The sequence below is a fragment of the Deltaproteobacteria bacterium genome (assembly GCA_020848905.1).
In the GTDB taxonomy this organism is placed as follows: domain Bacteria; phylum Myxococcota_A; class Polyangia.
In genome coordinates this window covers 25,805-39,551 of record JADLHG010000083.1, presented here as the reverse complement: position 1 = coordinate 39,551, position 13,747 = coordinate 25,805, and the positions used below count along the sequence as shown (strand labels likewise).

Annotated in this window: 11 protein-coding genes; 3 read left to right on the top strand and 8 right to left on the bottom strand. The window is 71.0% G+C overall.

What is annotated here, in order from left to right; genetic code table 11:
- The first annotated feature begins 44 nt into the window (after positions 1-44).
- A complete protein-coding gene (locus IT371_31020) occupies positions 45-1,619 on the top strand; it encodes a hypothetical protein (protein MCC6752124.1) in 1,575 nt (524 codons plus the stop codon).
- Positions 1,620-1,664: 45 nt separating this feature from the next.
- On the opposite strand, the gene IT371_31015 is transcribed toward IT371_31020, so the two are convergent.
- The 6 genes from IT371_31015 to IT371_30990 are packed head-to-tail and all read right to left on the bottom strand — an operon-like array spanning position 1,665 to position 8,756.
- On the bottom strand, positions 1,665-2,345 hold the full coding sequence (locus tag IT371_31015; GenBank protein MCC6752123.1) for a hypothetical protein: 681 nt from the start codon (positions 2,343-2,345) through the stop codon (positions 1,665-1,667).
- A 17-nt stretch (positions 2,346-2,362) separates the two neighbouring features.
- Entirely contained in the window at positions 2,363-3,349 is a 987-nt protein-coding gene (locus tag IT371_31010) for a quinone oxidoreductase (GenBank protein ID MCC6752122.1), read from the bottom strand.
- Positions 3,346-4,251, bottom strand: a complete 906-nt coding sequence (locus IT371_31005) for a TIM barrel protein (protein MCC6752121.1) — start codon at positions 4,249-4,251, stop codon at positions 3,346-3,348. The genes IT371_31010 and IT371_31005 overlap by 4 nt, the downstream gene beginning before the upstream one ends.
- Positions 4,251-6,083: a 3D-(3,5/4)-trihydroxycyclohexane-1,2-dione acylhydrolase (decyclizing) gene (locus IT371_31000; protein MCC6752120.1), complete on the bottom strand. Its 1,833-nt coding sequence runs from the start codon at positions 6,081-6,083 to the stop codon at positions 4,251-4,253. The genes IT371_31005 and IT371_31000 overlap by 1 nt, the downstream gene beginning before the upstream one ends.
- Positions 6,080-6,874 (bottom strand): 5-deoxy-glucuronate isomerase, encoded by a 795-nt coding sequence (locus IT371_30995; GenBank protein MCC6752119.1) that lies wholly within the window; start codon positions 6,872-6,874, stop codon positions 6,080-6,082. Before IT371_30995 ends, IT371_31000 begins: the two co-directional genes overlap by 4 nt.
- A 31-nt stretch (positions 6,875-6,905) precedes the next feature.
- Positions 6,906-8,756 carry a hypothetical protein gene (locus IT371_30990; GenBank protein ID MCC6752118.1) on the bottom strand — a complete coding sequence of 617 codons (1,851 nt, stop codon included), beginning with the start codon at positions 8,754-8,756 and terminating at the stop codon, positions 6,906-6,908.
- A 705-nt stretch (positions 8,757-9,461) separates the two neighbouring features.
- On the opposite strand from IT371_30990, the gene IT371_30985 reads away from it, so the two are divergent.
- Together IT371_30985 and IT371_30980 are read left to right on the top strand one after the other, a co-directional pair.
- Entirely contained in the window at positions 9,462-10,430 is a 969-nt protein-coding gene (locus IT371_30985) for a hypothetical protein (protein ID MCC6752117.1), read from the top strand.
- 61 nt (positions 10,431-10,491) lie between these two features.
- On the top strand, positions 10,492-12,066 hold the full coding sequence (locus IT371_30980) for a cobalamin-dependent protein (protein ID MCC6752116.1): 1,575 nt from the start codon (positions 10,492-10,494) through the stop codon (positions 12,064-12,066).
- 63 nt (positions 12,067-12,129) lie between these two features.
- On the opposite strand, the gene IT371_30975 is transcribed toward IT371_30980, so the two are convergent.
- Together IT371_30975 and IT371_30970 are read right to left on the bottom strand one after the other, a co-directional pair.
- Complete coding sequence (locus tag IT371_30975) at positions 12,130-13,062, bottom strand: efflux RND transporter periplasmic adaptor subunit (protein MCC6752115.1); 933 nt, start codon at positions 13,060-13,062, stop codon at positions 12,130-12,132.
- Positions 13,063-13,070: 8 nt separating this feature from the next.
- Positions 13,071-13,742 carry an ABC transporter ATP-binding protein gene (locus tag IT371_30970; protein MCC6752114.1) on the bottom strand — a complete coding sequence of 224 codons (672 nt, stop codon included), beginning with the start codon at positions 13,740-13,742 and terminating at the stop codon, positions 13,071-13,073.
- Positions 13,743-13,747 lie beyond the last annotated feature (5 nt).

The following is a 13,747-nucleotide window of genomic DNA, read 5'->3' as shown; positions in this document are numbered from 1 at the left end:
CACGCACCACGGCAAGTGGAACGCGGGTTGCTCTCACGGAGAGCATGCACCTCACGCAGCCAGCTCGTTCCAAGATCGGCCTATTCGGCGCCGCGCTGGCGCTTACTCTCGCCATCGCGGCCTGCGGCGGCCGATCGCTCGGCCAGGGCGGGGACGGCGGGCCGTCGGATGCCGGGACCTCCCTCGAGGGCTACCACGACACCGACCTCGGCGCGTGGACCGACAGCACCTGGTGCCAGGACTCGGGGCCCCCCCGGCCGGACGCGAACGCGGTCCCGCCCGACGGGGGACAGGCCCGCTGCGGCAAAGCCCCGCCCGTCTACGCTGGTCCCCTGTGCGGAGGCGCGGGCCTCCCCTGCGGCGTGCTCGTGGACGAGACCTTGCCCACCAAGCCCGCGTACCGTAACGACGCGCCCAGCCTCGCGCTGAATGCGAAGGGCGAGCCGGCGCTCCTCTTCTCCGTGGCCGAAAGCGGCTACCACGGCTTCTACGCACGTCGACAGGGCAGCACGTGGAGCGTCACGCCCACCGGTTCGCCGCTGGCGACCGGCGCGCTCGTCATGGGACCGAACGACGCGCCGCAGGCTCTCTTCTACGACGGCACCCCGTCGGGAAATCGCCGCGCCACGTTCTCGGGCGCGACCTGGACCGTGCACGAATCGCTGCCGGCGCAGCGCACGGGCTGGTCGGGGGGCCTGGCCGTGGACCGCGCGGGCTGCCTCTACGCGCCGGGCTTCGTGCACTTGGTTTACGGCGGGCCGCAATCCACGACCCTGCTCTCCCTCGCGCCGGCGCCCACGCCGCAGCCGATCTCCTGGATCGTCACCCCCATCCTCCCCGTGATGCCGAGCGAAGCCGGCTCTCCTCCCGTGGCCCTCTCCCCCGAGGGAAGGGCGCAGCTCGCCTTCTTTCGCACCGTGAAGGGCGAATGGGAGCTGGCCTGGGCCGCGCCCCCCCTTGGCGCCGAGCCTGTCGCACGCTACGGCTCCTCCAGTCTCTCGCACGCGAGCCAGGTGGCCCTCGTCGTGACTCCCGTCCCGGGTGAGCCGCTCGGGCGCCCGCACGTCTTCTTCAAGCGCTTCGCGCCCGCCTCGCCGGAGCGCCTGGAGCTCACGCACGCCAGCCGCGACCCGACGACCGCCGCGTGGAGACTCACCGCCGTCGCGTCAGAAGACGTGGGAGACAAGTGCACCCGCCAGCCCACGATGACCGGCGAGAGCTGCAGCTACGACCTCGTCGAGCACGTGCCCGTCGGCGCGGTGGCGAGTGGCAACGGCGACGTGCGGCTCTTCGTCAGTCGGCTCCGCCATCACGCGAAGCTCACGGCCACCTGCGATGGACCGACCCGGCCTCCGCCGCCAAACCCGCCGGGGCCTCCGCCGATGGGCTGCCGCTGGCAGGGCGCCCACGAGACCGAGGGGCGGCTCGAGCTCGCCTCGCTGCAAGCCGGCGGCGGCTTCTCCCGTGCGATCGTCAAGGAGGGGCTCGTGGCGCGTCACCTCGGCAGCGCAGCGCTCGACGCCGCCGGCCGCCTGCACCTCGCGCTCTACGCCGCCGCCCCCGCATCGACGGGGAGCGGCTCCACGGTGCGCTACCTCCGCCTCGGCCTCACGCCCTGAGGCGCGCCGCGTCCCACGTGCCGCGTCACGACCACGCCGCCGCCCTTACAGCTCCGCGCAGACCCACGTCCCCCCTGTGCCCCCGAACGCGGCCTGGCAGGCGGGGCTGTCCGAGCAGCCGCAGATCTTGGCCGCGAGATAGCACTTCCCCACGACGGCCTCCTTCGGACAGGCCTGCGTCGCGCTGCAGGGGGGCGAGTCCGCGGGGGTGAAGGCGCTGCAGTACGCGTTCTCCACGCAGGTGTCGCCGGGGAAGGTCTTGCACGGCACGCTGGCCGAACAGGGCTCGGCGCAGACCTTCTGCCCCTTCACCGTGAGGCACTTCGTATCGGGCTGCCCCGCGCAATCGGGATCCCCGCTGCACCCCTCGTCGCGGCAATAGCCCTTGGTGCACGAGAAGCGATCGGGGTAGGTCGTGCAGGGCGGCTTCTCGCAGCAGTCGTCGGGGGTCTTGCACGTGCGCTGACACTGCCGCGGCTTCTCGGTGGTGCCGGGCGGGCCGTCGGCCCTGGGCGCGGCGCCATCAGGAACGGGACCCACGCTGCCGTCCCCCCCCGGCCCCGCACCGTCGGCAGAACCCGGTGGCGGCTTGAAGGCCTGCCCGTCGCGCCAGCCGCTGTCGGCGACCACTCCCGGCCGGTAGGGCTTGGCGTCTCCGGGGCAGCCCGCGAGCACCAGCGCCCCCGCAAACCCCACGAGGCTCGTTGCGATGGCACGCCTCCGCATCGAAGGTCCGAGCCCCATCATGGCACCAGCACGCAGGAGCCCGTGGTCCGTCGCCCCTCGAGCGCGCGATGCGCCTCGGCCACCTCGGCGAGCGGAAAACGGTGCCGCACCTCGATTCTGACCGCCCCCGCCTGCACCACCTCGAAGAGGGCGTTCGCCGAGGCCAGTAGCTCCGGCCGGCTCGCCGTATAGGTGAAGAGCGTGGGCCGCGTCATATAGAGCGACCCCTTCGCCGCGAGGAGCGTGACGTCGAAGGGCTCGGGCTTGCCCGAGGCGTTGCCGAAGCCCACGAAGGTCCCGCGCGGCTCGAGACAATCCAGCGAACCGAGGAAGGTGTCGCGCCCGACCGAGTCGTAGACCACCGGCACGCCGCGTCCCCCCGTGAGTTCGCGTACGCGCTCGACGAAGTTCTCGCGCGTATAGACGATGGTGTGGGTGCACCCGTGGGCCCGCGCGAGCTCCGCCTTCTCGTCGGAGCCCACCGTGCCGATGACCGTCGCGCCGAGGTGCTTGAGCCACTGGCAGGCGATGAGCCCGACGCCCCCCGCCGCCGCGTGAAAGAGCACCGTCTGCCCGGCCTTCACGGGGTAGGTGCGCCGCAAGAGGTACTCCGCGGTCATCCCCTTGAGCATCATCCCTGCCGCCTGCTCGCTCGCGATCCCCGCCGGGAGCGGTACCAGCCGCTCCGCCGGCATCAGGCGCGCCTCGGCGTAAGCGCCGACCGGACGCCCCGCGTACGCCACGCGTTGCCCGACGGAGACCTCGCTCACGCCGGGTCCCACGGCTTCGACGACCCCGGCCCCCTCGTGTCCGAGCGGCGAGGGAAAGCCGTCCAGCGGATAAAGCCCGCTCCGGTGGTAGGTGTCGATGAAGTTGACGCCGATGGCCTCGTGCCGCACCAGCGCCTGCCCCGGGCCCGGCACACCGAGCTCGAGCTCCTCCACGCACAGGACCTCGGGGCCCCCCGTCCGATGGATGCGGACCGCTCGCGTTCGCCGCGTCATAGCCCGAGCGTCCTCAGGTACTCGCGACTCGCCTTCGCGCTCTGAAACGGATCCGGCGTCAGATTCCCGTCGGCGTCGGCCATCGTGTCCTGCTCGACGACCACCCAGCCCCGGTAGTGCGTATCCTTCAGACTGCGCGTGAGCGTCGCGAAGTCCACCTGGCCGCGCCCGAGCGGCACGAACACCCCGAGGCGCCACGCGCTGTCCATGTCGATCTTCTCTCGACGAATGCGCTCCAGCTTGGCCTCGTCCACGTCCTTGTAGTGCAGGTACCAGATGCGGTCCCGGCGCTGCGCGAGCACCGCCACCGGGTCGCCGCCCCCGTACACGTAGTGCCCCGTGTCGAGGAGAAGCCCGACCAGGCTCGGGTCCGTCTCGTCGAGCATGCGGTCGATCTCCTCGGGCGTCTCGAGGTAGGTCCCCACGTGGTGGTGCACCACCACGCGCATGCCGAAGTCGTCGCGCAGCTCGCGCGCGAGCGTGTCCAGCGTGCGCGTCGCGACCTTCCACTCCGCGTCGGTCCAGCCGGCGGGACGCCTCCCCCCCTCGGCGCGGCGTCGTGCGTCTCCCGCGTCGGCGATGATCACCTCCTCCACGCCCTGCGTGCGCAAGAGCGCGGCGACCTTTCGCACCTCCGCCCGCGCCTCGTCGAAGCGGTGGGCGTCGGCGAGGGCGAGCGGCACGAAGGACGAGCCGAGCTTGAGCCCGTGATGCCGGAGCTCCCGGTCGAGCTTCTCGGGCTCCGTCGGCAGGTACCCGTACGGACCGAGCTCGGTCCCCTGGTAGCCCGCCTCGGCGATCATGCTCAGGACCTGCGTGTACGGCAGTTGCTTGGTGGCTCCAAAGGCGGCCTCGAAGATACCGAAGCTCACCGGGGCGTTGGCGACGACGATGGCGCTCATCAGCGGATCACCTGTTTGGCCTTCTCTTTGAGATAGGCGCCGCGGGCCTCGCGCAGCGCCCCCTGGGCATCGACCTCCGGCTGGGGGACATCCCACCAGCCGCCGTACCCACCCATCAGCTCGTCCCGGCTCACCTTCAGATCGATCACCGTCGGGCGGTCGCGCGTGGCCCGGGCCTGCGCGAACGCGTCCACGAGCCCCGCCGCGTCCTCGACCGGGAGCGCGTGGCAGCCCATTCCGCGCGCGATGGCCGCGAAGTCGAGCGCCAGCCGGCTACCGTCGGCGCGGAGGTACTCCATCCCGTAGTCGCCGAAGCCGCTCCGCCGCTGGAGCCCCCGGATCGACTGACCGCCGCCGTTGTCGAAGACCACCACGGTGAAGGGGATCCCGAGCTGCGCCGCGGTGACGAGCTCGCCCGGCATCATGAGGAAGCTCATGTCTCCGACGAGCACCACCACCTCGCGGTCGGGGAGCGCGAGCTTCGCGCCGAGACCGGCGGCGATCTCGAAGCCCATGGTGGAGTAGCCGTACTCGCAGAGGTAGCCCTTGCCGGCGGGGTCCTTGTCGCGCCAGAGCTTCTGCAGGTCACCGGGGAGGGTCCCCGCCGCGCTGACCACCACCGACGCCGCGGGGAGGAGGTCGTTGATCGTGCCGATGGCCGTGGACTGCCGCAGCGGCAGACCCTCGCGCGTGCGCCAGCGGTCGGTCTCCTCGAGCCACGCCGCGCGTTGGGCGCGGAGCTCCGCCCCGTACTCTCCGCTCGCCTGATAGGTCGCGCCGCTCCCCGTGCCCCGCGCCGTGGCCCCCGCTCGCTCGAACTCGGCCCGCAGCGCGGCGAGTGTGGCCCGCGCGTCCCCCCAGAGCTGGAGCGCCCGCTGCTTGCGCACGTCGAAGTGGCAGACGTTCACGTTGATGAAGCGCGCCTCCGAGGAGAACGCCGTCTCGGAGGCCGTGGTGAAGTCGCTATAGCGCGTACCGACGCCGATCACGAGGTCCGCGTGCGCGGCCAGGTGATTGCCCATCGCGCTTCCCGTGGGACCCACGCCAAAGGCGTTCAGCGGGTGCTCGAAGAGGATCACCCCCTTGCCGGCCTGCGTCGGTGCGACCGGCGCGCCGAGCAGCTCGGCGAAGGTGACGAGTTCCGCGCTCGCGTCCGAGCGCAGGGCTCCGCCCCCGGCGACGATGAGCGGCCGCCGCGCCTCGAGGATCCAGCGCGCAGCCTCGGCCACGCGCGTGGCGTCGGCTACCGGCCGGTGGTAGCGACGGTCCCGCGGGGCCAGCCGTCGCTCGCGCTCCCAGAGGAAGCCCTCGGCCTGCACGTCCATCGGGATGCAGATCGTCGCCGGCCCTTCGCTACCGGGCTCGAGCATGGCCTCGAACGCCTCGCGCAGCGTGCGCCTGAGCCGCTCCGGTCGCTGGAGCCGCGTCCAGTACTTCGAGACGGGGCGCAGCGCGTCGTTCGCCGTCTCGTCGTGCGTGCCCTCGAGCTGCTGCAGCACAGGCCCCACGTTCTCGGCGAAGACCTCGCCGGGCAGGAGCAAGACGGGCCAGCGGTTGATGCGCGCCATCGCGGCGCCGGTGACCAGATTCGTCGCGCCGGGCCCGACGCTGGTGGTGACGGCTTGCGGCCGCCCGGTCAGCCGCGCCATGGCCGCCGCGGCGTGCACCCCCGCCTGCTCGTTCCGCACCGTGATGAAGCGGATGCGGTCTCGCCGCTCGTAGAGCGCGTGACTGAGCTGCACGTTGCCGTGGCCAAAGATCCCAAAGACCACCTCCACGCCCTCCCCGACCAGGCCGTCTACGAGCGCCTGGGCTGCCGTGATACGGCTCATCCCTCATCCTCCTCTTTGAGTAGCCAGGAATGCTCCGGTGCGTACTCGAACCCCGTGTAGCGCGCCCCCTCCAGGTGCCGGATGGCCCACAGGTAATACATGTAATAGCCCGGCGCAGCCACCTGCGCGTGGTCACGCGCGCGCGTCACGCGCAGCAGGTCATGCTGCTTCAGCCGATGGATCGCCTCGCCGAGCTCGCCGTGCCCGTAGCCCTGCTCGGGCCAGAAGCGGTAGTAGTAGATCTCCGGCTGCGCGTGGTGGTGCGGCGGATACGAGCTCCACCGGCCGGGGAAGTTCACCACCTCGCCGAGGACGAGCCTCGACTCGGGCGGCGCGCTCTCTCCATCGAAGACGGTACGCACGATGCGGTACGCCGCGTCCTGCCAGCGCCCCTTGCCGCGGTGCTCGTCGGCCACCTGCTCGGGCGTGTAGAGCCGCGACGCGAAGCTCGCCTCGTTGGGCGTGGCGAGGCAAGCGAGCTGGCAGTCCGTGCGCGCCCGCACCTCGAGGCGCGTCCCCGCCGGGCCGTGCGCGACGAAGGGACCGCTCTCCACCCAGCTCGGGCGGTCAAAGGCCATGCTGCGCCCGTCGACGGTGAGCGTGCCGCGCCCCTCGAGCGCCACCCACGCGGTCTCGAGCCCATCGCTGTCGGCGCGATGGCTCTGCCCGGCGGCGAGCGAGAGCACGGCCACGTCCAGCCCCACCTCGGGGTCGCTGCGATGATCCAGGATCGGATTGAGCCCGGGCTGAAGGCCCGCCCGCAACGAGGTCAGCAGGTCGCCTTGGGGCATGCCCCCTCGTACACCTGCACCGTGGCCCCGGTCAATCCCCGCCCCCGGCTCGCCTGAGGGGGCCTGGCTTCCCGCCGCGCCCCCCCTGCTCCACGCGCGGTGACGGCCTCCGCCGCCCTTCGGGGGAGCGTCCCGCGGGGCGCGATCCTTTCGCCGCATACTCGGCGAGCCGCGAGGCAGCCCGCCCGGCCGGCCGCACCTCGATGCCGGCGCGGCCGAGCTCCGCCTGGAGGCTCTCGAGCTGGCCGGGGGTGAGGAGCGCGAAGCCAACCGGCTTCCCGCGATGACCGATCGCCTCGATGACGTTGCCGAGCAGGCGAAACGAGGACGGCTTGCGGCGCGTGCTCCACACGCGATCGTCCGCACGTCGCTCGGACCGCTGAGCCAGCTTGCCCCACCAGCCCGCCAGCACGGCCCCGAGCTCGGCCTCCTTCCCGGCCGGAGCGGTGGCCCCCTCCTGGCCGGAAAAGAGCTCCTCGCGCAGCCGGGAGAGGCCGAGGTGAATGCCCTTTTCCTTTCCGTAGCCCCAGGAGGTCTTGGATAGCGAGATACCCGTCATGCGGCGGAAAGTGGTCTGCGCCACATAATCGAAGAGCAGCTCCACCCCCTTCTGGCGGGCTCGCTGCTCGTCTATCGTGCGCCCCGACTCGGGGCCGCAGGCCAGCCGGGCCAGCTTCGCCAGCTCGTTCGGGAAGTCCTGGGCCAGCTGCTGCAGGAGCTGACCGGCGGGGGTCGAGTAGTTCGTCACCTTCTCGCCGTTGACGTCGCGCGAGACCGTGAAGCCATTCACGTTCCGTATCTGTTTATAGTATTGCGCTTCCAGCCGGGCCGGGTTCGAGCGCAGCCCCTGCGTTCCCTCGTGCCAGATGATCTTGAACGGGTCCTTGAAGGTGCTCAGCGGCCCGAGGTCCTTGCCGTTCCGGATCCGGAGCGTGGCGTCGAGCCGGAAGCCCTCCCAGTCCTTGACCATCACCTTGCCGGTGGGCATCCCTTGGCGGTCCACCTCGAGGAGCACGTTCTGGGTGTGCAGCTCCCCCTGCAGGCCGTGCTCGAGGCCGAGATAGAAGTAGGCGCGGAGGATCGGCTCCACCACGCTCTTCGTGATCCAGTGAATCGGGCTCAGCGGCGCCTGGCCTCGTGTGGCGCGCCGCGCGTTGACGCGCTCGAGGTTGGCCTTCAGCGCGCTGATCCAGGCGAAGGCGGGGACGTAGCGCGTGCCGCGGACCGGCCTGACCAGCGGGGAGAGGTCGCGGTAGACGACGCCCACCTCGAGCGGGTGCCGGCTTCCGGGGCTGTTGAGAGCGGGCGGAACGATTGCGGCAGGTTCCGGAAGGACGGCGAGCTGGTGGCGGCCGAGCTCCGCCGCGTCGATGGCAGCGAAGGCCTCGTTGACCAACCCCGTCCGATGGGCCTTGAAGCCCCGGATGATGCGGCTGACGCCCAGCACGCGCTCGCGCCCGGTGCGGTAGCGCTGGGTGTACCTCTCGAGCGTCGTGTGTAGGCTCACCTTGAGCCCGAAGGCCAGTCGGGGACTTCCCTTCCTCCACGCCACAAGGGACCTCGGCGAGGAGGACGCGGTCGCCTGATACTCGCCGTAACGCACGCCGTACTGTTCGATCAAGCGGCGATAGTCCTTCGCGTAGAGCGGGTGAAAGAAGACGCGCACCATGCGACGGCCGGACGGGTCGAGATAGCTCACCTGGGAAGCCAGGGCCTCGCTCATCCCTTTGGCCTGATAGGCGTAGCGCATATCCTGCTCGGGGACCGGGATATACGGCACGTCGAAGACGGCCTGCGCTTCGGGGCGAAAGGGCCCCAGCTTGGCCTTCATCTCCTCGTGATCTTGCACCCAGGCGTTGTGCTGGATGTCGTCGTCGAGCATCGTGCGAATTCCTGAGGGGAGCTGCGCTCGGGACCGCGACGCGTTCGGCGCGAGCAGGCGCGACCAGCCGGGATCGGAGGGGTCCTTGGACCAGAAGCCGCCAGCCGCCGTGACGAGGCTCTGCCAGTCCGCAGCGCGAACAGGCGGGGCAAAGAAAACTCCCGCCGCGAGAACGAGCGCCGCCAGCGCGGCCGCACCCGCGAGAGGCCGTGGCTCGGACCACCTCGGGCGAAGGAGCGCGCGGCGAGACGTCCGGTTCGGCATGGCAAGCCGAGTAGAGCAGGTTTCGTGCCTGCTACGGCCACCGCCCCGCGGCCCTGAACCGTGAAAGATCTCCGGGGACTTCGAGTTGGCGGCGTGGGCGCGCACCGGCCACGGATCCTGCCAGTCGCCGGCGAGACCCGCGAGTGGCCGGGGACAACTGACTCCGGCGGCGAGGGCATCAGAGGGGCCCGCCTGCGGCGCGGGCCTCCCGCCGAATGGGCCACCCGCGTGCGTGAACCCCGCGGGACTCGACGCTGCTCGCGTGGGTCGGACGCCGAGGACGGAGCGTCGCCGGCCGTCTCGCGCGCCACGGCGGTGCGGGGCATGGATCGTGCACGATCAGGCCGACGAGCGAACCCGAACACGAACCCGAGGCTGCGCCAGGTGACGCCCCATCGCCGTGACCCACCACCGGTAGAACGGCGCCTTGTGCAAGGCGCGGTGCGCCGCGCGTGCGCGGCGGTACTGGCAGCGACCTGCCTCTTCGCGGCGGCACCGGCGGCAGCGCACCCGTTCCAGAAGGTCCTGTCCCGCCTCGTGGGCCAGCGGGGTTCGCGCGGCGACGGGAACCCGGCTGCGGCCACGTCCTGTACGACCCAGCCCATGCCCTGGCGCGAGGTGGTGCGACAGCTACGAGAGGAGCTGCAGCTCTATCGCGGGCGAAGGCTCGAGCGCGCCTCCGACTGGCTCGCCCTCGGCCCCGGCAAGACCTTGCACCGAGACACCGTCGACGAGAGCCTGAAGCGCTTCGTTCGCGAACAGAACCTCCCGCACCGCATTGAACGCATCGGTGACAGGGACGTGCTCGTGCTCCAGGTGAAGCTCGGCCATGGAAGCGCCAGCAGCAAGGTGCTGCGCGAGCTCTACCGTCGCGTCGGGGACCGCACCGTCGAGTATTCCAACAAGTTCTCGCCGCGGCTGCGCTACCCGCATTCGGCGCTCCGGGTGGGGCTCGAGGCGACGTACGACCTGGCGGGGAAGCCGGCGGACGTCACCGTTCCGAGCCTCGTCCGCTGGGTTCTGCGGGCGCTGCGAGGCGACGATACCCTGTACCTCGTCCGTCGGCGCAATATGCGGCGCGTGCTGGAGAAGACGCCTCCCGGCTCGACGAGCGGGTACGTCGGTTACCTCCTCGAGGTCTCTCCGACGGAGCTGCGCGAGCTGGCCGGGACCTTCGAGCGGCGCGCGCGGCGCGTGACGGGCTTCGCCGTATCGGGCGGGGACGGCTCGAAGGGCGAATACAGCTGCGCGCAGTTCCTGACCGAGGATATCCCGCTATTTCAACGATGGGGGATCACGGGCCACCCCTGGAGCACGCAGGCGGCGCAGCAGGTGGCCAGCGCGCCGCGCCTGCGAGCGATCGTCGAATACGTCTCCGACACGACGGAGGGTTCCCTGACGGTAAACTGAAGGCCGTTTCCGCGGGTACACGACCATCGTTGCTGGACGTCGACGGGTTGAGGGAGGGGCGATGGACATCTTGCTGATCAACCCGAACCGCGAGCACGTTCCGTGGCCGGCCATGCCCCTCGGACTGTGCATGGTGGCCTCGGCGCTGCGACGGGCCGGCCACGACGTTTCGCTGCTCGATCTGGCGTTCTCCACCGACCCCTATCGCGAGACGACGGCGGCCCTCCGGCGAGGTACACCGTCCGTGGTCGGCGTTACCATCCGAAACATCGACAACTGCAACTTCGAGCGGCCGGTGTTCTATCTGACGGAGATCCGGGATGGCGTGCTGCGCGCCATTCGGGAAAACGCGGCCGCCGCGCCGATTGTGATAGGGGGCAGCGGCGTCAGCGTCGCCCCCTGGGAGGTACTGAACTACCTTCGCGCCGACTACGCCCTGGTGGGTGAGGGCGAGGAAGCCCTGCCAGCCTTCCTGGCTGCCCTCGGGCGCGGAGACGCTTCTGCGGGCGACTACGGCGTCTTGACCCGCCAGGGCCCTTCGGCCTCGGTCGATACCGCGGTGGCGCTCAACGAAGTGCGCACGCTCGAACACGAGCCCCGCGGCGGTCGTTCCCGCCTGGCGAACCTCGACTCCGGGGCCCAGAGCGAGGCCTGGCGCTGGCTCGACCTGCGACGCTATGCGACCCACGGCGCGCCGTACTCGGTCCAGACGAAGCGCGGGTGTGCGCTGCGCTGCGTCTATTGCGTCTATAACAACATAGAGGGACGCCGTTATCGGCTACGGGCCCCGGCCGCCGTGGCCGACGAGATCGAGTATGTCGTACGCGCCCACGGCATCAAGCGGGTCGACTTCGTGGATTCGACGTTCAATCTGCCCCTCGCCCACGCGCTCGGAGTCTGCGAGGAACTCGCGGTGCGCGCTTTGCCGGTACGGCTCTCGACGATGGGGATCAACCCCGCTGCCACCTCCACGGCGCTTCTGAACCTGATGCGGCGTGCGGGGTTCGACAGCGTGATGTGCTCGGCGGAGAGCGCCTCGGATGTGACCCTCGGCTCCCTGCAGAAGGGCTACCGCAAGGAGGCCGTGATCCATGCGGCCGAGCAGTTGCGACGCGCCGGCTTGAAGGTGTTCTGGTTCTTCATCTTTGGCGCGCCCGGCGAGACGCTGGACACCGTCGGTGAGACGCTCGCCTTCTGCGAGCGCTACGTCCAGGCCACCGACGTGGCGCTCTTCACCACGGGGATTCGGGTCTACCCCGGAACGCCCCTCGAGCAACAGCTCAAGCGTAGCGGCTGGTTCGACGCCAACGACCCGCTGCTCTGGCCCTCCTGGTACGTCTCGCCGACGATCGACCTGCAGCAGCTCTATGGCCTGCTGGTGCGGGCCGCGGCACGCCACCCGAACTGGATGACCAACGCCGAGACGATCGTCCATCCGACGCTGGCGCTGGCCATCAAGCGTGGCTTCGAGCTCGTCGGCTGGCGCGGCCCCTTCTGGACGCACCTTCCCAAGCTGTTCACCCTGGCCACGCACCTCGGGACGCGACAGCGCAACCTCGAGGCCAACGTGGCCCGTATGCGCGCGATTCGCAACGTGCCGCATCGAAGCGGACCCGTGGGGGGTGGAGTGGCGTGAAGCACCCTCCCGGGGAGCGGGCACCTCGCTGTACGCGCTGACCCGCGTCGCGCCTCCCCTCGCTCAGCGTGCGATGCGTGCCGCTTCGGTCAGCTCGAGCTCCACGCGCTGACCGAGCTTGAGCGGGGTCTTGCCGAGAAGGGCGACCTTGACGAGGAGGACGCGCGTGTCCGCCGGGCGGCCCGGGTCCTGGGGCTTGAGACGCCGGCCGCTCACCGCATCGGGAATCTCCTCCACGCGACCCGCGAAGGCCTGCCCGTCGAGGCCCTCGACGCTGATGCGCACGGAGGCGCCGGGGCGAACGCGCAGGGCGTCGAACTCGTCCACCTCGGCCTCGACGCGCGTGCGCGACAGGTCGGCGATCGTCACGAGGCGCGTGCCGGGGCCGATGGTCTCGCCCGCTTGCGCGAAGCGCGCGGTCACGACCCCGTCGATGGGGGCCAGGACGCGGGTCCTGGAGAGCGCGACGACCAGGCGACGCGTCGTGGCCGTGGCGAGGTGGAGGCGAGCCCGCGCCCGCTCGAGCTCGTGGCGCGCCCTGTCGAGCGCCTGCACCGCGATCGCGCTCGAGCTCTGCAGCCGCTCGGCACGCCGCAGCTCCTTTTCGAGAAAGCGCACGTCCACCTCCGCCAGTCGCTCCTGCGCGCGCGCCTCGGCCAGGGCGGCCCGCTGCTCCTCCGACCGCAGCTCGGCCAGAAGCTCGCCCCGTCGCACGCGCGACTGCTCCACCACGGCGACGCGCGCGAGGGTCCCCGCCACCTCGCTCGCCACGGAGACCTCCGCCCCCGGATAGGTCACGAGCCGGCCCTCGGCGCGGACCGGACCCGGGCCCGAGGAGGCGAGCGCACCGATGGGCGTGGGCGTCCGTGCCGCGGACCTGCGCCCCACCGTGGCGGCCAGCCCGCGCAGGTTCTGCCACTCGAGCACGAGCGCGACGGTGGTCAGAAGCCCGAGGCCGGGGAGGATCCATCGCTTGACCGAACGAGACGTGGCCATGTTCACCCTCACGCTTCGAGACGTCCGTCGGAGATGCGCACCACGCGGTCGGCGAACGCCCGCACCTTGGGGTCGTGCGTCACCACGAGGAGCGCGCCGTTCTCGCGCTTCACGAGCTCGCGAAAGAGCTCGAGCACCTGCGTCCCCACCACCGAGTCGAGATTCGCCGTCGGCTCGTCGGCGAGAAGGATCGTGGGACGTCCGGCGAGCGCGCGCGCCACCGCCACGCGCTGCTTCTGTCCACCGGAGAGGTCCCGCGGGAGGAAGCGCAGGCGGTCGGAGAGCCCGACGGCGTCGAGCGCGCGTTCGGCCTCCTTGCGGGCGGCGCGACCGGTGACCCCTTTGATGTTCAGGGCGAACTCCACGTTCTCGAGGGCGGTCAGCGCGGGAAAGAGGTTGAACTGTTGGAAGACGAAGCCGATGGAGCGCTTGCGGAGCTCGGGCAGCCGCTCGGGGCGGCGCGCGTCCACGCTCTCTCCATCCACCACCAGCGAGCCGCTGGTCGGGGTCAGGATGCAGCCGAGGATGGAGAGGAAGGTGGTCTTGCCCGACCCCGAGGGCCCCTCGAGCGAGAGCACCTCGCCGCGCGCGAGGGTGAGCGAGACGCCCTTCAGCACCTCGACCGGCTCGCGCCCTTCGCGGAAGGTCTTCGTCACGTCGTGCGCTTGAAGTACGCCCATGGCTC

Bases quoted from the DNA above. Each gene is read 5' to 3' on its own strand.
- IT371_31020 (MCC6752124.1), top strand. From the start codon at position 45: ATGCACCTCACGCAGCCAGCTCGTTCCAAGATCGGCCTATTCGGCGCC.
- IT371_31015 (MCC6752123.1), bottom strand. From the start codon at position 2,345: ATGCGGAGGCGTGCCATCGCAACGAGCCTCGTGGGGTTTGCGGGGGCG.
- IT371_31010 (MCC6752122.1), bottom strand. From the start codon at position 3,349: ATGACGCGGCGAACGCGAGCGGTCCGCATCCATCGGACGGGGGGCCCC.
- IT371_31005 (MCC6752121.1), bottom strand. From the start codon at position 4,251: ATGAGCGCCATCGTCGTCGCCAACGCCCCGGTGAGCTTCGGTATCTTC.
- IT371_31000 (MCC6752120.1), bottom strand. From the start codon at position 6,083: ATGAGCCGTATCACGGCAGCCCAGGCGCTCGTAGACGGCCTGGTCGGG.
- IT371_30995 (MCC6752119.1), bottom strand. From the start codon at position 6,874: ATGCCCCAAGGCGACCTGCTGACCTCGTTGCGGGCGGGCCTTCAGCCC.
- IT371_30990 (MCC6752118.1), bottom strand. From the start codon at position 8,756: ATGCTCGACGACGACATCCAGCACAACGCCTGGGTGCAAGATCACGAG.
- IT371_30980 (MCC6752116.1), top strand. From the start codon at position 10,492: ATGGACATCTTGCTGATCAACCCGAACCGCGAGCACGTTCCGTGGCCG.
- IT371_30975 (MCC6752115.1), bottom strand. From the start codon at position 13,062: ATGGCCACGTCTCGTTCGGTCAAGCGATGGATCCTCCCCGGCCTCGGG.
- IT371_30970 (MCC6752114.1), bottom strand. From the start codon at position 13,742: ATGGGCGTACTTCAAGCGCACGACGTGACGAAGACCTTCCGCGAAGGG.